This is a genomic window from Micavibrio aeruginosavorus (genome assembly GCF_051245535.1).
Classification (GTDB): Bacteria; Pseudomonadota; Alphaproteobacteria; order Micavibrionales; family Micavibrionaceae; genus Micavibrio; species Micavibrio aeruginosavorus_D.
The window spans coordinates 114,664-134,589 of sequence record NZ_CP195303.1; the positions used below are offsets into that span (position 1 = coordinate 114,664).

A 19,926-nucleotide genomic window follows, 5' to 3' on the forward strand; every position below is an offset into this window, starting at 1 on the left:
TGGGGCCGGGCGCTTTCCTGCACAATTCTTGCTTATTGGCCGCTTATTACGGGCGGGAGCACGGGCTCACATAGCGTTTCGTGGTCGTGGAACCGTTGCTTTTTTCGGTTACGTTCACGGTCACTTTGCCACCGCAGCCAACTTGTTGCTGAACAACCGGTTGGGCCACAACCTGCTGAACCGGAGCCGGTGCAGCGGAGTTGTCGAAGCTGACGCCGATACCCAGCAATTGGTTCCAGTTTTCGGAACGAACGCTGACGTTCTGGCCGTTCACGGCTTTCTGTTGAACGTTTTCACGGATGGCTTGAACGGCTTGGGCTACTTTTTCATCCGACTGGGCGCGTTCTTGAACAGCGATTGCGCGCAGCATCGGGTCGCCGCTTTCGATATAGGCTTTGCGTTCTTCATGCGCCAGGCAGTCTTTGTCCGAGCTGTTGGCTTCGGAGGAACCCAGGCTGATACCACCGCCGATGATCTGGATCGCGCCGACTTTCGTCTTCACGTTCGCGCATTTGGACGTTGCCACCGTGCTCAAAGACGGAGCAATTGCGGAGGCTGCAGCAACTTCGTTTTTGAAGCTGATGTTGTTGTCGCCGCCGACGGCATTGGCGTTGGATGCGGATTGGCCACCTTGACCACCCTCACCACCTTGGCCGCCCTGACCACCGTTAGCCGTGGCGTTGCCGCCCGTGGCATTTGCGTTGGAATTGGAACCGGAAACGGCACCAGCGTTCACGTTGTTGCTGTTGCTAACGTTGTTTTTAACGCTGTTATTGTTCACGTTAGCGTTATTGTTTGTGTTCGCGTTGTTGTTCACATTCGTGTTGTGATTCGCGTTTGTATTCGTGTTGTAGTTTTTGTTGGTGTTGTTCACATCAACGTTGGTCGTCGGTGTGGACGGCTGCTCCGGATATTCCGGGTAGTAGGTTGCGGAAGCCGGCGCGGCGAAAGCGGCGCTCAGGGCCAGGGCAGCAGCGGTCAGTTTCAGTGTTTTGAATGTCATTTATTTTCACCTTCTATTTGCGCGGCATGGGCCGCCTATTGGTTACGGGACTAAAAGTCGCGCCCTTGATATTCCATAATTGAACTTTATGTCAAGAAAATAATCACGCCTTAAGGATGCTCTTTTTGCAGGGCAGCCATCGCACGAAAAGTTTGCATAATTCGCCGCTCTTATGTATAGACCTGCAAAGCTTTTAAAAAAGAGGCCCCCAAGACCATCAAAACCGGGCCCATAAAAAACCAAGACAATAGTAAGGCGATTAGAGAGATAAAGGATCATCCCATGACCGATATGCTGACCCAACAATCCGACGACCAAAACCCGCAAGAACCGAAAAAAGGCGGCTTTGCCAAAGGCGCATTGAGCGCGGCCTTCCACATGGCATCCGGTATGGCGCTCAGCGTCGCCGTGAAATGTATGGTTGGTGCGACGCTGGCGGGTGCGGGTGGTCCGGTTGTGGCGGTGGCAACGACGGCGGTGGCCATCGGTTTGCTGTCGACCACGGCGTCTTATCTGTGGCAACGCATGCAGGCCGCCCCGGAAGATAAAGCATCGGTCAAATTCTCGATGAAAACGTTTGCGATGCGCACGGCCTTTGCGGGTCTGGGTGGCGCGATCGGCATGATGTTTGGTGACAGCCTGTGCGCGGCCGCCGAAAAAATCTGTGACGGCGCAAAAGAAATGCTGGGCTTTGGTGCTGTTGCGCCCGTGGTTGATGTTCCGGTTGTTGCCGATGTCCCGGCGGTTGATGTGCCTGTTGCTGTTGAACCCGATTGTGTTGATCAGGTGGCCAAGGCCGCATTGGTCATGGCGCAAGAAACCGATCTGACCCCGTGCGCGGACGAAGCCCTGCGCCTGGCGCAAGCTGGTTCGGCACAGGCAACCAAAGATCTGGGCCTGTTCTTCCTGAGCGGGTATGAAGGTGTTCCGGTGGATACGGCGATGGCTGTTGATCTGCTGAAACAAGCCGCCACCGCTGGCAATGAACAAGCCATTCAGGATTTGGCCTATCTGGAATTCCATGGCAAGGCTGGCTTCGTTGCCAACCCGGGCGAAGCCCTGAAAGCCATGATGACCGTTGATACCGCAACCGCCCGCGAATTTGTCGCCCAATGGACAGCCATGGGCGTTGAGGTTCCGGCGGATGTCGTGGCTCCGGTCGTTGATACGCCAGTCGTCGAAACACCAGTCGCGGAAGCGCCTGTTGCCGCAGCCCATGTTGTTGAGGCAGTTGCACCGGAAGCCCCGCAGGCCGATGTTGCAACGGCTGAGGTTGATTGCGTTGATCCGGTGGCCAAGGCCGCTGTGATTATGGCGGCGGAACATGATTTGACGCCGTGCGCGGAACAATCCCTGAAAATGGCACAAGCCGGAAATGCACAGGGCGTGAAAGATCTGGCGGCGTTCTTCCTGAATGGCACCGATGGCCTGCCGAAAGATCCGGCGCTGGGCGTTGAATTGCTGAAAGGTGCCGCTGAAGCTGGCAACGTGCAGGCGCAAGTCGATCTAGCCTACCTGCAATATCATGGTTTGCATGGTGTTGAGGGTGGCAAGGATGCCGCTCTGGCCGCGATGCAAGAAATCAAATCCGCCGCCGCGCGCGAATTCGTATCCGCATGGACCGGACAAGTGGTTGAAGGCAGCAGCGACATGGTGCTGGATATTTCCGCCGATGCCCGTGGCAACATGGTCATTGATATCGATGCCGGAAATGAAAAAGTACTGAGCCAGTCCTGCACGTTCTCGATGGCGGCCAATGGCACGGGCACCGTGGATTGCGCAATTGAAACGAAGGGCGGCGTGAAGAATATTCAGGCGATCATCGAAAATTGCGACAAGATGTTCCCGAGCCTGAAGCCGGCGTTCTAATCGCTGCGGACAATATGATTTTTAAAAACCCCGGTGTGAACCGGGGTTTTCTTATTCCGCCGCGCGGCTTTGCAGGCTGGGGACCAGATCGCCGTAAAACGTGCTTTTGTGCCATATGATCGCGCTGGAAATAATGTCATTCAGGCTGGATCCGGCTTTCCATTCCAAAATGCGCTGGGCTTTGTCCGTTTGGGTCAGCATCACGGGCACATCGCCGGCGCGGCGTGGCGCGATACGCACATCGATGGTTTTGTTCAGGTGTGTTTCAACCGCATCAATAATCTGTTTCACCGAATATCCATGCCCGGTGCCCAGATTGACGATGTCACTAGCCCCACCATTTTGCATGTGGTGCAGGGCAGCGATATGCGCATCGGCCAGATCGCAGACATGGATAAAATCGCGCAACGCCGTGCCGTCCGGCGTGTCGTAATCATTCCCGAACAGCGACAGCGGCCCCTCGTAGCCCAGACCAGATAAAATCACACGGGGCAACAGGTTGGTTTCCGGCCAATGTGCCTCACCAATGCCAACCGCCTCCGGCGCCGCGCCCGCCACGTTGAAGTAGCGTAAGACCACTGAGCGCACACCCCGTGAATCCAGCGCGCGCAAGGCATTTTCCGCACGGATTTTGCTTTCGCCATAGGGGTTGGCGGGCTGTAATGGCGTGTCTTCGTTCACATAGCCATCGGCATGGGGCACGCCGTAAACGGCGGCGGTGCTGGAAAATACGAAATGGTTGATGCCACAATCGGCCGCCGTGTCGAACAGGATTTTGGCCCGGGCGGTGTTGTTGTCAAAAAAACGGTCCGGTTCGCGCATCGATTGCGCCACATCGGTCAGGGCGGCGAAATGCATAACCGCGCTGGGGTTATAATCGGCGCAGATTTTGCGGATCAAATCGGCATCGCCAATATCGCCCTGCACCAAATCACCCCACCGCACGGCCCAGGCGTGCCCGGTGGACAAATTGTCCAGAACAACGGGCGTGTATCCGGCGTCATGCAAACGCCAGCACACATGCGATCCGATATATCCGGCACCGCCGGTGACGAGGATGGTTTTGCTCATGTCCGTGTCCCGATCAGAGAGTGGTACACATCATACATGGCTTGCGTCACATGAGTGGATGAAAATTTTTCGGCAATCAACGCGCGGCTGGCCAACCCCATGCGGGTGGTTTTTTCGCCATCACTGGCAAACGATTGAATGGCATCCGCCAAGGCCTGTGGATCTTGCTCGGGGATCAGAATGGCATTCACGCCATCCTTCGCCACTTCGCGGCATCCGGGCACGTTGGTGGCGATCATCGGGCGGGCGCAGGCTCCGGCCTCCAGCAACGATACAGGCAAACCTTCGCCGCCGATGGTCGGTTGCAGGGCTAGATGTGCCTGCGGCCACAGGGCGGCCATATCGGTTTGGTATCCGCGATACATCACATTCGTGTTGGATGCGGCCCAGTCGGTCAGGCGTTGTTCATCCCATGATTCCGGATTGCCCGGGTCCGGCGTACCGCAGAGCCAGAGTTTAATATGCGGCGCGGTATCCTTTAAAATCGCAAACGCATCATGGATGGTTTGCAACCCCTTCATCGCAATCATGCGGCCCGCAAACATGCAGATGAAGAGCGGCGTGGGCGGCATGGGCGCGGTTTGATACCGGTCAATATTCACGCCCGATCCGGGAACGATGGTGGTGCGGGCCTGTACGGCCATGCGGTCGCGGATCATGCGGCCCGCATCATCACTGTTTTCAAACAAGGTCCAGACCGTGTCGCTTTTCACAACGGCGCGCAGCAACGGGAAGATCAATGGGCGCAAAATACGGGTCAGGGGAATATCGCTGTAAAACAACGTGCCCAGCCCGACATAGCCATTCACAATACGCGGCACCCGGGCCAGCCATGCGGCCAGTGATCCGAACAAGATGGGTTTCAGGGCGATGTGGTGAACAATGTCCGGACGTTCGCGGCGATAAATATTCGCCAGCGCGAAAACATTGCCGATCGCGGTAAACGGGTTTTTGCTTTTGCGGCTGAACGGAAAGGGGATGACGCGAACGCCTTCGGCTTCGATCCGGGCGCGGTGCTGGTCCACATGGGTGATCAGCGCAACGTCAAAACCGGCCCGCACCGCCGCCCGCATGGTGGGCAGGCGGTGGATGTAAAAAAACCAGTCTTCGGTCACAACGTAAATCAGTTTCATGCCGCCATCGTCTTACGGGAAAGCGCGGTTCAGGGCAAGGCAAGGCTTGATTTTGCCATAATTATTCAGCAATTATTCGTCCTCGGCCCCCGGCTTCCGGCGTGGGAACAACAACCCGGTCAGGATGGTGGCCTGCCGTGGCATGGGGACCAGTTTTTGCTGTTCATCCAGCGGCACGGGCGCGCGCATCCGCATCCGGTGCAGGACAAAGACGGCCAGCGCCGCAAAGGTCACGGCGATGAAGGCGAAGAAGGCGTGCGGCCCGAACATATCCATCAACGCGGCGGCCACCGTGGGGCCGAGGCAAGCGCCGATGCCGTTATAGATCAGCATGCTGGCGCTGGCCGATACAAATTGATCGGGACGCAAATGGTCGTTGGTGTGGGTGATGGCCAACCCATAAAGCGGCATCGCCATCCCGCCATAGAGAATAACGGCGAGGATACCCGGAAATTGCGCCGGGCTGCCAAGCGCGCACAGGGCGGCCATCAATGCGCCGACGCACGATGTCACCAAAATCATTTTCCGGTGGTCGAACCGATCGGACAACCATCCCATGGGCAATTGCGAAATCATCCCGCCCAGAATGATGCTGGCGATAAACAATCCAATCTGGTGCGATTGTAACCCTGTCTGCGCCGCGTAAACGGGGCCAATTCCAAGGGCCACAGCGCCCAAAACCCCGGCGCAGGCCGTGGCAACAACCCCCAACGGTGAGGCGTGGAATAATTCTCGCAAGCCCAGACGCGCGGGCGCGGCAAAGCTGGGGGCCGATCGCGGGATCAAGGCAATCGGCAACAACGCCAGTGAAATCAGGATCGCGATAATCACGAACAATTCCATCTGGGCCGGGTCGGCCACGGGCAACAGCAATTGTCCGGCGGCCAAGCCACCATGCGACAGCATCATATAAATGCTCAGGATCCGCCCACGGTTGCCCGCCTGCGCCAGATCGTTCAGCCAGCTTTCAACAACAACGTACAGGCCCGCAAAGCTCAGTCCGCTGAAAATGCGTATGATGGCCCAGGCGAGTGGATGGACAAACAGCCCGTGCAACAGAATGCAGATGGCGGCCATGGCGGCCAGCGCGGCAAAAACGCGGATATGCCCAACCCGGGCCAGCAATTTCGGCGTGGTCAGCGACCCCAGCAAATATCCGCCAAAATAACACGACATGATCAGGCCGATGACCGTCGTGTCATAATTTTCAATCGTTGCGCGCAGGCCCAGCAGCGTACCCTGTAGCCCGTTGCCAATCATGAGTAATGCAAAACCAAGGAAGAGGGGCCACGACTGGGCCAGTACGCTTTTCATTTTTAAGACACGCGGTTGATCAGGGGTTGAATGTGCGATTCATATTTGCGCCAGCTTTGCACGGCGGTTTTGTAAACGGGCTTAATCACCTGCGCCTTGCTGGCGGTAATGACGGCGCGTTTATGTTCATGCGGTTTCAGACATGCGTCATTCCAAGGCAGGCCGATATAATCGATCAGCTTGCGCGCCTGTGATTCCAGATCATTGACCGTGTCTTCGTAATCAATCTCGATAAACGCATCGGGGATGGTATCGCGCCAATGCTGCATCATGCGTGTGTAAGCCTGATAATATTGACCCAGCTCGTCCAGATCGTAACTCCAATATTGCCCGCGCGCGAAAAGCTGTTTGTAACAGGACAATCCCGTATCGACGGGGTCGCGGCGGCAATGGATAATTTTAGCATGGGGCAGGGCGGCGGCAATCATGCCGATGCGTGAAAAATTGCCAGGCATTTTGTCGGTGATGCGTTTGGCGTTCCCGGTTTTGTCCAGTTTGCGAATGCGTTCGATATAGGTGTGGCCAATATCGGCGGCATTGTCCGGTGTGACACGCCCGCCGAAGAGTTGTTCGCACACGGTGAAGTCATGCAATTCTCCGGCACCGTAAACATCCGGGTGCGATGATAAAATTTGTTCGGTCAGGGTCGTGCCCGACCGCGGCATGCCGACGATAAAGACGGGAATATCGCTGTCATAGCCAAGGTTTTTGGCAATCGCGGGTGATGCAAACCGGGCAATGTCGTCCAGTTGTTTGCACGCATCATCAATATCAAAGAAAATGGTTTTGCGTTTGGTGTCGTTGCCGCGCCGCAGATAATCAAAGGCGCGGTCGTAATCCTTCAAATCTTCGTAGGCTTTATACAGGGCGAAATACAGGCTGATTTCCTGTTGTTGGCCGAATTGTTTGATGCGTGGTTCCAGTGCGTGCATGGCGGCCAGATCGGCATCATCGGCGGATTCAAATTTTTTCAATTTGACCAATGTCAGATACGGCCCCGGAATATCCGGTGCCATGGTAATGGCGCGGCGGATATGGTCGAGCGCGTCCGCTTCGTTGCCCAATGACAAAGCAATTTCCGCCTGCATCGCAATGCCATGGGCGAAATCGGGTTTGAGGGCGAGCGCGCGATCAACATTGTCCCGCACGGAATCCAGATCGTTTTTGATAAATAAAATCCCGGCCTTGCGGTAATACGGGTCCGGCATTTCGGGGCTGAGGTCAATGGCGCGGTCGATAGATGATAACGCATCATCAATACGCCCGGCGCGTTCCTGGGCCGCGGCCAGTTTCATATAAACCCGCGTTGAATCGGGTTTCAACCGCAACGCTTCGTTCAGCGCCAGTTCCGCCTCGTCAAACCGTTCCGCCATCAACATGACATCGCCGAAATCCACCTGTGCTTCGGCGGAATCGGGTTTGAGTGACACGGCGCGGCGCGCGGCATCCTCGGCTTCGCGCAGGCGGCCCAGTTCGCGCAGGGCCAGGCTCATGCTGCTCCACGCTTCGACGTAAGCGGGGTCGAAGGTCACGGCGTATTTTGCGGAGACCGCCGCATCGGCCAGCTTCATCTGATCGATCAGCGCGATGGCCAGATTGTGGTGGGCCACGGCGTAATCGGGTTTAATGGCGGTGGCGCGGCGGTAATAATCCTCGGCCTCGACGCTGCGGCCCAGATCGCGCACAGCATTGCCCAGATTGCACCAGCCTTGTGCATTGTTTTCATCCAGAGCAATGGCTTTGCGGCAGGATTCTTCGGCGTCATGTAATCGCCCCAGATCGCGGTGGGCGTTGCCAATATTGCTCCACGCGTTCGAGAACGTCGGATTGAAGGTCAGCGCTTGGTGCCACGCCGCAATAGCCTCTTCGGCGCGGCTCTGTTCCACCAGCGCGTTGCCCAGATTGAGATAGGCGTCGGCAAAATCGGGGCGCAGGGCGATGGCGCGGCGGGCTGCATTTTCGGCATCCGCATAACGTTTTAAAATCCACAGCGTGTTGGCACGGTTGCTGTGGACATCGGGGTAATCGGGGTTGATGGCGATGGACCGGTCATATTCCGCCAGCGCCGCATCATACGCGCCCGATTCCGACAGCATGATGCCGTGGTGGTTGGCGATTTCGCAATCATCCGGGGCTTGCGTGGCGGCTTCGCGCAGGCTGTGGACCGCGTCCTGTAACTGCCCGCGGTGATAACAGGTCAGGCCCAGCATGTGGCGGGCCGGGTAGTAGTCCGGCATATTTGTCAGAATGTCGCGGAAGGTGCGGTCGGCCACCATCAGATTGCCCGCCTGCAAATGCTGGACCCCGATATCAAAGGCTTCGTTGATGGTGACAGTGCGTGGCGCGGTCATGGGTTTAAATTACATAATGCAAAAATTTGTTTTGTTGTTTTGGGCCTCTCCACCTCTATCACGCAACGAATGGAGCGGGCCAGAGGATGCGTGTGTAGCAATCGAAAAAAACATTGGTATTATGAAATTTCACTTAAATGACTCTTCAGGTGAATCGGGCACACTGCTGTGTATCGAATCGGAGAATCAGTGCGGCGTGTGTGCGCTCATTCTTCTCGCCAGCAGTGTCTGTGAAAAATTCTCTGCGTACATTTTCTTATTATTGATTGAACCCGCATTCGCATGGTTGTGATGATCCGTGGCGAATGACAACAAAAAGAATGATTAAAAGGAACCATGCCATGAAAATGATGAAGATTCTGATGCTGGGCGCTGCGGTCGCTGTGATCGGCTCCGGTATTGTGATGCAGAAGGCCGACGCGGCAACCGACGCATTGGATGTGGAAGCGCGGATTTTGAACGCCGTGACCATCACCTGCACGGATGAATTGAGCTTTGGCTATCTGGCACTTGGTGAAGCCGGAACGGTAACAATTGATACGGCGGGTGGTCGCTCAGAGACGAACGTGGACTTGACTATTCCGGGCGGTTCGTACCAGTCCGGCAGCTGTGATGTGACGGGTGACAACACCGTTGTCATGGAAATCACCGGAACGCCGGGAACCATTACCAATGGAACGGACACGCTGAACGTCAACAACTTCACCTTTGACGATCCGGTCGGTGCGCCAGGTGTGGGTCCATATCCGACAACGGGAACGGGCGCTGCTGTGGCCATCACCATTGGTGCTGATCTGGTTGTCGCCGGGACCGAAAGTGCTGGTCAATATCTCGGTACCGTGGATATTACGGCTGACTATCAGTAATAAGACCGCCTCTCTTGCGGTCTAATGCGGGTTCTTGGATCATGAAAGCCGGGGGTTGAAAAATCTCCGGCTGATCCTCTCGAAAAATAAGAACAGTAAAACGAAAAGGCGATCGCTATCTATGGCACGACGCCACACTCCATGGAAAAAAACACTGCGTTCCGGGGCCGCGCTGGTTTCGGCGGGGGCGTTGATGTCTGTTGGCGCGCTGGGTGTTGTGCGGGCGATGGCGGCCACGGTGACATTGCCCATTCTGGTGAATGTCGTTAAATCCATTGAAGTCACCATCAATACATCGCTGAATTTTGGCACCGTTGCCATCACCAACCCCGATGTTGTCGGGGCTGTGCGTCTGGATCCATCGACCAGCCGGCTCAGTCTGGATGGTCGTGGCGGGCTGGCGCTGGCGGGTGGAACGCCGAAGGCCGGGCGTATCCGCATCAGCGGCGCGCCATTTCCGGTGAATGTGTCTCTGGCCGCCGATACGATGCAAATCGGCAACGGCGTTGATTTTATGACGGTCAGCAAATTCAATTTTATGACCGATCAGGCCGGGCCCCGCGTCACCATTACACCGGGCGGTGCGGGCAGTTCGGCGTTTCTGAATATCGGGGCCACGCTGACATCGCGCACGGGGCAGCCGACGGGCACCTATACCGGGGCCAATACGATCTATGCCAACTATCAATAAAGCGCTGTTTTATTGCGTGTTGTCATATCGCGCCACTGTGGCCGTCATTGAATTGCCGGATGAAGTGGGGCACAATGGCATGATTATAAACCCATTTCACATTTTTTCGCGATCATAACGGACACACCATGTTGATGAATAAAAAGACCAAAGCGTCATCCCGTCACAGCCCCCTTGTGCGTGGTTTGTGTGTTACGGCGGCGGCGTTGGTTTTAACGCTGGCCGCGAATGACGCGCAGGCCATCCGCCTGACCATGAAACGCGTGATGTTCGAAGGGTCGCAACGCACGGCGGATTTGACCATCATCAACAACACGGCGGAAGAACAGGTTTACCGCCTCGGTTTCAAAACCATGCGGATGACGCAAGGCGATGGTCTGGAAACATTGGAAGACGGTGTACAGGACCCGGCCTTGAAAAGCGCTGATAGCATGGTGCGGTTCTCGCCGCGCCGCGTCACCATACCCGCCGGCGGTTCGCAACAGGTCCGCCTGATGTTGAACAAGCCGAAAGATGTGGCGGACGGGGAATATCGGTCCCATTTCTGGATCCGGCCCGAAGCTGAATCCGCAAAATTCGATCCCGCACCGCAGGATAATGCCGCCAGCGGCCCCAGCGTGCAGATTAAAATGCTGGCCGGCGTAACGTTGCCTGTGTTCGTGCGGGTTGGTCCCATGAACGTCACCGCAACCATCGCCAACGCCAAAGCCGAGCGCAAGGGCGAGCGGATTGCCGTGAGCATGGACATTAACCGCGAAGGAAATCGCAGCCTGTATGGCGATGTTGAATTTACCTGCAACGGCAAAGTTCTGCATCAGGTGCGCGGCATTGCGGTGTATACCGAAATTGCCAAACGGACCGTGCGGTTGAATGTGCCCGTGCCGAAGGATGGGTTCGGTGGCTGTTCAGCCATGGATGTCATTTATCGTGCCGAAACTGCGGATGCGCAGTACAAAGGCGGCGTCATCGCCCAGACACAAGTGGCCATTCCCTAAAGCGTTTATTACCAAACAAAAACCCGCCGGATGATGGCGGGTTTTTTGTTGTCCACAACTCGTGCAAAACGGGTTGCGTGCTTTGTGAACCCATTGAAAGTCATGATAGAATCACGGGTAATCCCCGGCGTATCGGGGGATGTTTCTGGCCGCCGGTCCGGCGGGTTTTTATCACATCTTGAATTTTCTGAACTACGAAATTTTGTCTGGGTCAAAACGATCACAATTGTATTCCATTCTTCGTGCCCTGTGCCTTGGGGTCGCGATAATTTTTTGCGCCGTCATCATGGCGAACGGCGCACGGGCACAGGACGATGATTATTATATCGATGGACCGGAGGAGCTGATCTTCTCCGTCACTGTTCCGCCTTACGTTTTGTCGTCGGGTATTGTCGCCTATCAAAATGATGTTCGATTTTATTTGCCGATTGTGACCTTGGCCAACCTTTTTGATTTCGGAATTGAATCCGATCTGGGGCGTGGTGTCGTGTCCGGTTGGGCGTTGGAGGAAGGTCATACGTTCAGCATTGATACCGAACGTAAAATATTTGAGGTGGCCGGAAAACGCGAAACGCTCGGTGATCTGGATGTGTTGTCCGGCGATGCGGTTGATGCCACGGATATGTATGTTGAAATTGGCGTGCTCAATAAAATATGGCCGGTTGAACTGGGGATCAATATTTCCATGCTGGCGGTTGAGGTTTCATCGGATCAAAAACTTCCCTTTATGCAGAAGATGGAGCGTCAGGATCATCGTGAAATGCAGCTTGAAATGCGCAAAACGCGACTGGCGGCGAAACGATCCGACCTGCCATTCGTGCCGACGCCCTATCGCGCGTTCAGCCTGCCCTTCATCGATTTGGATACGGAATGGGGTTATGACAGCGATGAGGATGATACGACCGGAACGCTGCGCCTGACGGGTGTAAACGATCTCGGATATTTCCAGGCCGATTACACAACGACGCTCGGCTATAAAAACGGTGATCTTGAAGAGCCGGATAATATCCGCCTGCGTTTCTCTCGTGAAGCACAGGGTGAAGATTCATTGTTTGCCGGCATTCGCCATGTCGAATGGGGGGATACACGGGCGCGGCATTCCACGTTGATTGAAAACGGAACGTCGGGCCGTGGTGTGTATGTAACATCAACGGACCGCGCCCGCGATGGCGAATACGACATCACAACGGTGGAGGGTATCGGTACGCCGGGGTGGGAAGTCGAATTGTACCGGAACGGCGAATTGCTGGATTTCCAAATTGTCGATGCGCGCGGTGAATACCGGTTCGAAGATGTGCCATTGAATTTCGGCAATAACCGTATTCGTCTGGTGTTTTACGGACCGCAGGGGCAAATCCGTGAACGGATCGAAAATTATTCATTCGGATCGGGCATGGCCGAGCCGGGCCAGTTTCAATACAGCCTGTCCGCCGTGGACGCGAACGAAGATTTAATCCGCCTCAGCGACGATAACGTCGATAACCCGGAGGGGATTGCCTATAACGGTCGTGTCTCCTATGGCTTGACCCGCGGGCTGACCGTTTTTGCCACGACATCGCAAACCCCGACGCGCGATGATGATACGCTGAATTACGTCACGGGCGGTGCCGCCTTGTCTACATCGCTCGGTTTGTTCCAAGCCGAAGCCTATAAGCAGACGGATGGCGGGCAGGCGATTGATTTGCGCTATAACACGGAATGGAAGGGGGTCAATGTGGCCCTGCGCACCGCGTTATATAACGATTTTGAAAGCCCCGATGCGGGGTTTGGTGACGGAGCGTTGAAACGCGACCATGAGGGGGATTTGTCGAAAAATTTCAAATTGCCATTCGGTCTTTTGACGCTGGGGTTCAATGCACAGGAAGAAGAAAACGAAATCGGCGACACGCGCACATCATATCGCACGCGGCAAAGCCTGTCCTTTGCGGGCATTCGTTTGGGGAATGCGACCACGACGTCGCTCAATGATGGCAGCCATTCGACATCCACAGGGCAGGCGAGCCTCAACGTGCGCCAGCAACGCTGGTTGCTGCGTTCACAACTGGATTACGATATTTTCCCGGACTGGGATGTCACCAGCGTGCAAAATGAATTGCGCTATAGCGAACCGGAAGGGTTCTTTACGGCCCTGAACGTCAATCATAACTTTGTGGAATCGCAATCCTCTGTCGGGGTGCAGGTGGGGTATGATTTTGAAAAATTCCTGGGCAGCGTGGAAAGCAACTGGCAACAGGATGATGGATTCAGCGTTCTGCTGCGGGCCTCAACCGCTTTGGCGCCGTTGGGGCCGGATGGCAATTATACGATGACATCGGAACGCCAATCGTCTGTCGCCCCGGTGCGCGGACGCGTGTTTCTGGATCAGGATGGCGATGGCGTATTTGATGAAGGGGAAACACCGCTGGGCAATGCCCAAGTGATGGTGGGCAGTTATAGCGGCGCCAATGCAACGGATGAACAGGGGCAGACGATCAATTACGGGACCGCCTATCGACCCAGCAACGTGATGCTGGATGATGGCAGTCTGGAAGACCCGTATTACCGCTCAGGTAGCGAGGGGTTCAGCGTTTTCCTGCGCCCCGGCGTGGTGCCATCGTTTGATTTCCCTGTGGTGGTCACGGGGGCGATTGATGGCATGGTCGCGCGGGTTGATGGCACGCCGGTGCAGGGCATGCGGCTGGAGCTGGTGGACAAGGCGGGGGCCGTGGTGATGACGACGGACAGCGCCTATGATGGATACTACACTTTTGAATTCGTGCCGCCCGGAACGTATACGGTGCGCGCCGATCCGGCCTATGGGGTCGATGTGCCGACGCAAACCGTTACGGTTGAGGGCGATGATCTGTTCCCCGGCGGCATTGACCTGCAACTGATTTCCCCAGCCGCGGGCGGGACTGAGCCTGCCGCAGAGCAGCAGGATTAACCCGATATAAAGGACCGGGGTGATAGCGTTGGGGTGCGTTGCAATTTGCAAAACAGATGATTGCAATTTTGAATCTCTGCGTTACCATGGTTGAAATTCTAGGTAATTTTTTATTTTTTCAGTGATGCAGAACATGGATTTACAGCCCGGCCGCGCGGCGACCTATACACTCAGGGACTTTTCCGTTCTTGTTGTTGAGGATTACGATTTTATGCAGGGGTTGATCAGCTCGATGCTCAAGGCCTTTGGCGTTGGGCATATCATGGTTTGCGCCAACGCACGCGAAGCCCAGACCATGTTGAATATGTCGTGCGTCGCCGGTGGGGCCATTCGGCCGATTGATATGGTGCTGACCGACTGGATGATGCCGGGTGGGTCTGGGCGCGATCTGATTACATGGATGCGCGACCATAAAAACGAACAAATCAAATTCATGCCGGTTATTCTGGTCTCGGCCTTCACCAGCGAAGAAACGATTTTCGCCGCTCGCGATATGGGGGCCAATGAAATATTGGTCAAGCCGTTGTCGGGTGAAAAACTGGCCAACCGTTTGCTGGGGATCATTGATCATCCACGCCCGTTTGTGAAGGCGCCCAGCTATTTCGGGCCGGACCGCAGACGGCGGATCAAGGACATCCGCGGCAAATGCCGCCGCATTCTGACCGCGGAAAAAATGGTAACCCATGTTGAATCGATACAGAGTGCATCATGAGCGACGATACGTCCAAAATTGAAATTTACAAACGTGCCAACAAGCTGAAAGTCAAAGCGGGCGGCGATCCCAAGGGCGGGCCGGGGCGGTTTGATGCCACGGCGGTCAACCGCGCCAATATCGTCATTCAGAAAATGTCCGACATGTATCCCAACGAAATTAAAAAATCGTTGGAGGAACTGGATCGTTTGTGGGGTGAAACGAAACAGATGGATTCCGGCGCGCGCGCCGATCATGCCGCCCTGATGTCCAACACGGCGAACAAGATCAAGGATCTGGCCGGAACATTCGGGTATGAACTGATGTCCTATTTCGGCACATCGTTGCGCGATTATATTCTGGACACGGATTTGAGCCAGCCGGAACAGGCCACCATCGTTCAGGCGCATGTCGATGTGATGCAGGTGGCGTACCGCGAAAACCTCAAGGGCATGAAACACCCGCTGGCGGACGAGCTGAAACGCGTCGTGGCCGAGGCGATTGCGAAGTACAGTTAAGTGAAAGGGGATAGGGTTCCCTTGATTTAATCCAAATGAAATCAATATATTACCCGGTATGCCCCTGACATGGACTGGACGCGATAAAAAGTTTCACTTTTTTATCGAAAATAGCTATGGTGCGGGCCTGATTTCAAAGGGTTTTTTGTAATGGATCTGTTCCACCGCTTCGTACACTGGGTCGTCTTGTTCACCTTCGTTGGGCACATTTTCTGCTGTGGCCTGCCGCTGGTGGTCAGCTTCCTGTCCGTGATTGTCGGGCTGGGGTTGCTCTCGGGTGTATTGCCGGCGTTGGACCATGTTCACCACGTCGTGCATGGCTACGAAACCGGACTTGTGATTTTCTCAGGTGTGATGCTGGCGCTGGGCTGGATCGCGCAATGGGCCAGCACCCGGCTTGATTGCCATGACACCGGATGTGACCATCCCCCGTGCGATACGAAAAAAATCCGCAATGCCCGTATTCTGGGTGTGGCAACGGCGCTGTTTATGTTCAACCTGATTGTTCTTCTGGTTGCAAATCATACGGCCGCACACTAATCCCCCTTTCCCTGATGCCGCCCGTGCGGTAATTTGGTTCGCGATATTTACGGCTGTTCAAAACGGTTGGGGCGAACCATGCAAACCATTCCCGCGAATCTGCGTATCTTTCTGTCCTGGGTGACGTGGCCGTTTTTGATGGTGTCTTGCATCGCGGCGACCGCATATGGTTTTTCCATTGATCGCCCGGCGTTGGTGTTCACCATCGCGTATTTTATCATGGCGGCCATTTTGCTGGTTCTGGAACGGGTGATGCCGCACGAACGCGAATGGAATGAAAATGATGGCCAAACCTTCGCCAACATTGCCCACACGCTGGTGACCAAGGGAACGGTGCAAACCTGCATCGTCTTTGCATCGGTTATTGGCATTACCAATTACATCACGCCGATTGCGGAACCGGGCCACGGAATCTGGCCGCGGGACTGGCCGATGTGGATTCAGATTTTCATGGGAATCGTGGCGGCGGAATTTGGCCTGTATTGGGGCCATCATATTGCCCATAAATGGCGCCCGATGTGGCGTTTCCATGCCGTGCATCACAGCGTCACGCGCCTGTGGATCGTCAACACCGGGCGGTTCCATTTTATCGATTCATTCAAAAGCGTCGTTCTGGGCCTGGGCATTCTCACGCTGCTGGGCGCACCGTTGGAGGTGATGTCGTGGGTGTCGGCCATCACGGCCTATTGCGGTATTTTGACCCACTGCAATGTTGAAATGCGCTTTGGGTTTCTGTCCTGCCTGTTCAACACGCCGGAACTGCACCGTTGGCACCACAGCAAGGATCTGCGCGAAGGGGACAAAAATTTCGGTGAGAATATCATGCTCTGGGACTGGGTCTTTGGCACATGGTTTAACGAAGATCGCCGCCCGCCGGTGAATATCGGCATCAAGGAAAAAATGCCCGACGGATTTGTCCAACAACTGGTCTGGCCGTTCGTGCATCGTTACCCGCCGAAAGTTGCGGCCCACCCGACCCCGAACGTTCCGGACGCTGCGGAATAAGGTCTTTTCATATCTTCAGCCTTTTTTAACGCGACCCCGGCACAATGAAGGCCAATGGGGCGAAAAGTCCCCTGCGGTATAAAACCGCAACGGGTGTTGAAAGTAACAGAAGGCGGGGTGTGTAATGTTCCAGAAATGCGATTTCTTGTTGGGGGAGGGCGATACCATCGTGGTTGTCATTCCCGCACGATTGCCCCACGCCGAAACCTATACCCTGTCGGTCAGTGACCGCGATATACGCTTCCGTGCCGGATATGATGACATTGCCGAAATGCCGATTCAGGGCGCAGAAATTTTTCGTCGATTGATGAATTACACGCAAGTGGGTGTGGTTGAATATCCGCCCAATGCCGAAAGTTTTCCCAAAACCATCACCAACGTCGCCTATATCGAATTACGGAGAGCCGCATGAGTTTCGAAGCACAAACTGGGGATTCTCTGAACGATCTGGGCAAGTTCACGGCGATCAGTTCCGATGGCGGTGCGCCATCCATGGGTATGCTGGGCGCGATGGTTAATGCGGGGCTGGATGTGTCCGTTGATCCGTCCGCGGGACGGGGTTTGAGCGCGCAATTTGGTCTGGCGCATGGCGGTCTGTCCATGGGTGCGGGCGGTGCGTTGCATCTGGCCGGGGCGGCGCCGACACCGAATGCGGGCCCATCGGCCCCATCGCTGACGAATCGCCAGCCAGGTTTGGGCCGCTAGGCTTTAGAAAATCCAGTTTTTGGATAAAACGGGCCGTATCGCGGCCCGTTTTTGCATAATTTCCGGGATTTTTGAAATCTTTGGTCCTTTTGCCTGGGAGTTTCAGAAAAATCTCGCCATTTTGGCCCTCTTCGGGCATATCTGCATACATTCGCGTGTGTATTTTTGTTTGATTTTAAGGGGAGGCCGATGCCGCAGGATTGCGGGGGCGGGCCGGATTTCAGCCATGCAAGCAAGCCCATCAGCCCTGATCACAGGGATTACCGGACAAGACGGTGCGCATCTGGCGGAATTTTTGCTGGGGCGCGGGTATGTGGTGCATGGCGTGCGCCTTTATTCCGCGACCGATGATACGCAACGCCTGCGCGATATTCTGGATCATCCACGCTTTCACCTGCATATCGGCGATTTGAATGATGGCGGGTCGCTGGCCCGCCTGATCCGCGATTGTGCGCCCGATGAAATTTATAATCTGGCCGCGCAAAGCCATGTGCATGCAAGTTTCAAAGTGCCCGAAGCCACGGCCCAGATCAACGCGCTGGGCCCGCTGCGCCTGCTCGAGGCCATTCGTCTGCTGGGGCGCGAGCATGAGATTAAATTTTATCAGGCATCCAGTTCCGAAATGTTCGGCAATGCCCCGGCCCCGCAAAGCGAGGATACGCCCTTTGCGCCGTGCAGCCCCTATGCCGCCGCGAAACTCTACGCCTATTGGCTGGTGCGCAATTACCGCGATGCGTATGGCATGTTTGCGTGTAATGGCATCCTGTTCAACCATGAAAGCGCATTGCGTGGCCAGGAATTTGTAACGCAGAAAATTGCGCGCGGTGTTGCGGCGCTGGCCTGCGACCGTGATGCCCCGGCACTGGTTCTGGGCAATTTGAATTCCCGCCGCGATTGGGGCGATGCGCGTGATTATGTGCGTGGCATGTGGATGATGTTGCAACGGGATACGCCGGACGATTACGTTCTGGGCACCGGGCAGTCCTACAGCGTGCGCGATTTTGTCAATGCGGCGTTTGAATCGGTGGGTTTTGTCCTGACATGGGCGGGCATTGGCGTGGGTGAAACCGCGCGCTGTGCCCGCACCGGGCGGTTGCTGGTCAGCATCGATCCATCCTTGTTCCGCCCGACAGAGGTGAATAATTTGATCGCCGATGCGGCCAAGGCACGGAATGCTCTGGGGTGGGTGCCGGAAACGGATTTCCAGACGCTGGTGCGCGATATGGTTGCCGCCGCGATGGACAATGTTCCGGAATCGCGCCGTGACGATGACTGGGCAAATGATAATGATGCCCGCATTGCGTAATCTGCCGTATCGCCGGATCTGGGTTGCCGGGCACCGTGGGTTGGTGGGCGCGGCACTGGTGCGTCATTTGCGGGATTATTACCCGGATTGTGAAATTCTGATCGCGCCGCGCGATACGCTCGATCTGCGGCGGCAGGATGAAACCGAACGCTGGATCGCACACAACAAACCCGACGCCATTATTCTGGCGGCGGCGATGGTGGGCGGGATTGGCGCGAATGCGGCGCGCCCGGCGGATTTCCTCTATGACAATCTGGCCATTGCCACCAATGTTATTCACGCGGCGGCGGCCCAGAATGTGGGCAAGCTGCTGTTTCTCGGTTCATCCTGTATCTATCCGCGTGATTGCGCGCAGCCGATTACCGAGGATGCGTTGCTGACCGGGGCGCTGGAACCCAGCAATGAATGGTACGCGATTGCCAAGATTGCCGGGTTAAAATTGTGTCAGGCCTATCGTCGTCAGGGCGGGCATGATTTTATCGCGGCCATGCCGTGCAATCTATATGGGCCCGGCGACCGGTTCGATCTGGAGCAATCCCATGTTATTCCGGCGCTGATGATGCGGTTTGATCATGCGCGTCGTGCGGGGGATGCGTCTGTGTCCTTGTGGGGAACGGGCCGCCCTTTGCGTGAATTTTTGTATGTTGATGATCTGGCCGATGCGCTGGTGACTCTGCTGGGGCATTATAGCGGTGAAAGCCCGGTGAATATCGGCGCGGGGACAGACATATCCATTGCCGATCTGGCCGTGAAAATTGCGCACGTTACGGGTTATACGGGGCGTATTGCATGGGATACATCCAAACCCGATGGCACGCCGCGTAAAATCATGGATTCATCGCGCATGCGCGCGCTGGGCTGGGTCCCGCAAACCGATCTGGATGACGGGTTGGCTGCGGCGTGGGGTTGGTTTACCCGCACCCGCGATCAACGGGCGGCCTGATC

The 19,926-nt window shown here is 55.8% G+C and carries 19 protein-coding genes; 14 read left to right on the plus strand and 5 right to left on the minus strand.

The window, feature by feature from the left end; translation table 11 throughout:
• Positions 1-46: 46 nt before the first annotated feature.
• A complete protein-coding gene (locus ACSC94_RS00575; RefSeq protein ID WP_435641134.1) occupies positions 47-1,003 on the minus strand; it encodes a hypothetical protein in 957 nt (318 codons plus the stop codon).
• A gap of 282 nt (positions 1,004-1,285) precedes the next feature.
• On the opposite strand from ACSC94_RS00575, the gene ACSC94_RS00580 reads away from it, so the two are divergent.
• Positions 1,286-2,872, plus strand: coding sequence for a sel1 repeat family protein (locus tag ACSC94_RS00580; protein ID WP_435641135.1), 1,587 nt, complete (start codon positions 1,286-1,288; stop codon positions 2,870-2,872).
• A gap of 51 nt (positions 2,873-2,923) precedes the next feature.
• Here the strand turns inward: ACSC94_RS00580 and galE are convergent, their stop codons facing one another.
• The 4 genes from galE to ACSC94_RS00600 all read right to left on the minus strand — a co-directional run bounded on the left by galE (position 2,924) and on the right by ACSC94_RS00600 (position 8,741).
• On the minus strand, positions 2,924-3,943 hold the full coding sequence (galE, locus tag ACSC94_RS00585) for a UDP-glucose 4-epimerase GalE (protein WP_435641136.1): 1,020 nt from the start codon (positions 3,941-3,943) through the stop codon (positions 2,924-2,926).
• Positions 3,940-5,076, minus strand: a complete 1,137-nt coding sequence (locus ACSC94_RS00590; RefSeq protein WP_435641137.1) for a glycosyltransferase family 4 protein — start codon at positions 5,074-5,076, stop codon at positions 3,940-3,942. Before ACSC94_RS00590 ends, galE begins: the two co-directional genes overlap by 4 nt.
• Before the next feature lie 72 nt (positions 5,077-5,148).
• Positions 5,149-6,390, minus strand: a complete 1,242-nt coding sequence (locus tag ACSC94_RS00595) for an MFS transporter (protein WP_435641138.1) — start codon at positions 6,388-6,390, stop codon at positions 5,149-5,151.
• A 2-nt stretch (positions 6,391-6,392) separates the two neighbouring features.
• Positions 6,393-8,741 carry a tetratricopeptide repeat protein gene (locus ACSC94_RS00600; RefSeq protein ID WP_435641139.1) on the minus strand — a complete coding sequence of 783 codons (2,349 nt, stop codon included), beginning with the start codon at positions 8,739-8,741 and terminating at the stop codon, positions 6,393-6,395.
• On the opposite strand from ACSC94_RS00600, the gene ACSC94_RS00605 reads away from it, so the two are divergent.
• The 13 genes from ACSC94_RS00605 (at position 8,716) to ACSC94_RS00665 (ending at position 19,924) form a co-directional block, all read left to right on the plus strand.
• The gene (locus ACSC94_RS00605) at positions 8,716-9,033 is read left to right on the plus strand and encodes a hypothetical protein (RefSeq protein WP_435641140.1); all 318 of its coding nucleotides are present in this window, start codon (positions 8,716-8,718) and stop codon (positions 9,031-9,033) included. The genes ACSC94_RS00600 and ACSC94_RS00605 overlap by 26 nt on opposite strands.
• A 49-nt stretch (positions 9,034-9,082) precedes the next feature.
• Positions 9,083-9,607 (plus strand): DUF4402 domain-containing protein, encoded by a 525-nt coding sequence (locus tag ACSC94_RS00610; protein WP_435641141.1) that lies wholly within the window; start codon positions 9,083-9,085, stop codon positions 9,605-9,607.
• Between the two features lie 121 nt (positions 9,608-9,728).
• Positions 9,729-10,298, plus strand: coding sequence for a DUF4402 domain-containing protein (locus ACSC94_RS00615; RefSeq protein ID WP_435641142.1), 570 nt, complete (start codon positions 9,729-9,731; stop codon positions 10,296-10,298).
• A 134-nt stretch (positions 10,299-10,432) separates the two neighbouring features.
• Complete coding sequence (locus ACSC94_RS00620; RefSeq protein WP_435641143.1) at positions 10,433-11,293, plus strand: fimbrial biogenesis chaperone; 861 nt, start codon at positions 10,433-10,435, stop codon at positions 11,291-11,293.
• 286 nt (positions 11,294-11,579) lie between these two features.
• A complete protein-coding gene (locus ACSC94_RS00625) occupies positions 11,580-14,216 on the plus strand; it encodes a carboxypeptidase regulatory-like domain-containing protein (RefSeq protein ID WP_435641144.1) in 2,637 nt (878 codons plus the stop codon).
• Positions 14,217-14,349: 133 nt separating this feature from the next.
• Complete coding sequence (locus ACSC94_RS00630; RefSeq protein ID WP_435641145.1) at positions 14,350-14,928, plus strand: response regulator; 579 nt, start codon at positions 14,350-14,352, stop codon at positions 14,926-14,928.
• Positions 14,925-15,425, plus strand: a complete 501-nt coding sequence (locus tag ACSC94_RS00635; protein WP_435641146.1) for a hypothetical protein — start codon at positions 14,925-14,927, stop codon at positions 15,423-15,425. The genes ACSC94_RS00630 and ACSC94_RS00635 overlap by 4 nt, the downstream gene beginning before the upstream one ends.
• Positions 15,426-15,575: 150 nt before the next feature.
• Complete coding sequence (locus tag ACSC94_RS00640) at positions 15,576-15,965, plus strand: hypothetical protein (protein WP_435641147.1); 390 nt, start codon at positions 15,576-15,578, stop codon at positions 15,963-15,965.
• Between the two features lie 78 nt (positions 15,966-16,043).
• Positions 16,044-16,970 (plus strand): sterol desaturase family protein, encoded by a 927-nt coding sequence (locus ACSC94_RS00645; protein ID WP_435641148.1) that lies wholly within the window; start codon positions 16,044-16,046, stop codon positions 16,968-16,970.
• 124 nt (positions 16,971-17,094) lie between these two features.
• A complete protein-coding gene (locus ACSC94_RS00650; RefSeq protein ID WP_435641149.1) occupies positions 17,095-17,382 on the plus strand; it encodes a hypothetical protein in 288 nt (95 codons plus the stop codon).
• Positions 17,379-17,675, plus strand: coding sequence for a hypothetical protein (locus ACSC94_RS00655; protein ID WP_435641150.1), 297 nt, complete (start codon positions 17,379-17,381; stop codon positions 17,673-17,675). Before ACSC94_RS00650 ends, ACSC94_RS00655 begins: the two co-directional genes overlap by 4 nt.
• A gap of 226 nt (positions 17,676-17,901) precedes the next feature.
• Complete coding sequence (gene gmd, locus ACSC94_RS00660) at positions 17,902-18,981, plus strand: GDP-mannose 4,6-dehydratase (RefSeq protein ID WP_435641151.1); 1,080 nt, start codon at positions 17,902-17,904, stop codon at positions 18,979-18,981.
• A complete protein-coding gene (locus ACSC94_RS00665; protein ID WP_435642130.1) occupies positions 18,965-19,924 on the plus strand; it encodes a GDP-L-fucose synthase family protein in 960 nt (319 codons plus the stop codon). Before gmd ends, ACSC94_RS00665 begins: the two co-directional genes overlap by 17 nt.
• The last annotated feature ends 2 nt before the right edge of the window (positions 19,925-19,926 follow it).

Bases quoted from the DNA above. Each gene is read 5' to 3' on its own strand.
- ACSC94_RS00575 (WP_435641134.1), bottom strand. From the start codon at position 1,003: ATGACATTCAAAACACTGAAACTGACCGCTGCTGCCCTGGCCCTGAGC.
- ACSC94_RS00580 (WP_435641135.1), top strand. From the start codon at position 1,286: ATGACCGATATGCTGACCCAACAATCCGACGACCAAAACCCGCAAGAA.
- galE (WP_435641136.1), bottom strand. From the start codon at position 3,943: ATGAGCAAAACCATCCTCGTCACCGGCGGTGCCGGATATATCGGATCG.
- ACSC94_RS00590 (WP_435641137.1), bottom strand. From the start codon at position 5,076: ATGAAACTGATTTACGTTGTGACCGAAGACTGGTTTTTTTACATCCAC.
- ACSC94_RS00595 (WP_435641138.1), bottom strand. From the start codon at position 6,390: ATGAAAAGCGTACTGGCCCAGTCGTGGCCCCTCTTCCTTGGTTTTGCA.
- ACSC94_RS00605 (WP_435641140.1), top strand. From the start codon at position 8,716: ATGGTGACAGTGCGTGGCGCGGTCATGGGTTTAAATTACATAATGCAA.
- ACSC94_RS00600 (WP_435641139.1), bottom strand. From the start codon at position 8,741: ATGACCGCGCCACGCACTGTCACCATCAACGAAGCCTTTGATATCGGG.
- ACSC94_RS00610 (WP_435641141.1), top strand. From the start codon at position 9,083: ATGAAAATGATGAAGATTCTGATGCTGGGCGCTGCGGTCGCTGTGATC.
- ACSC94_RS00615 (WP_435641142.1), top strand. From the start codon at position 9,729: ATGGCACGACGCCACACTCCATGGAAAAAAACACTGCGTTCCGGGGCC.
- ACSC94_RS00620 (WP_435641143.1), top strand. From the start codon at position 10,433: ATGAATAAAAAGACCAAAGCGTCATCCCGTCACAGCCCCCTTGTGCGT.
- ACSC94_RS00625 (WP_435641144.1), top strand. From the start codon at position 11,580: ATGGCGAACGGCGCACGGGCACAGGACGATGATTATTATATCGATGGA.
- ACSC94_RS00630 (WP_435641145.1), top strand. From the start codon at position 14,350: ATGGATTTACAGCCCGGCCGCGCGGCGACCTATACACTCAGGGACTTT.
- ACSC94_RS00635 (WP_435641146.1), top strand. From the start codon at position 14,925: ATGAGCGACGATACGTCCAAAATTGAAATTTACAAACGTGCCAACAAG.
- ACSC94_RS00640 (WP_435641147.1), top strand. From the start codon at position 15,576: ATGGATCTGTTCCACCGCTTCGTACACTGGGTCGTCTTGTTCACCTTC.
- ACSC94_RS00645 (WP_435641148.1), top strand. From the start codon at position 16,044: ATGCAAACCATTCCCGCGAATCTGCGTATCTTTCTGTCCTGGGTGACG.
- ACSC94_RS00650 (WP_435641149.1), top strand. From the start codon at position 17,095: ATGTTCCAGAAATGCGATTTCTTGTTGGGGGAGGGCGATACCATCGTG.
- ACSC94_RS00655 (WP_435641150.1), top strand. From the start codon at position 17,379: ATGAGTTTCGAAGCACAAACTGGGGATTCTCTGAACGATCTGGGCAAG.
- gmd (WP_435641151.1), top strand. From the start codon at position 17,902: ATGCAAGCAAGCCCATCAGCCCTGATCACAGGGATTACCGGACAAGAC.
- ACSC94_RS00665 (WP_435642130.1), top strand. From the start codon at position 18,965: ATGCCCGCATTGCGTAATCTGCCGTATCGCCGGATCTGGGTTGCCGGG.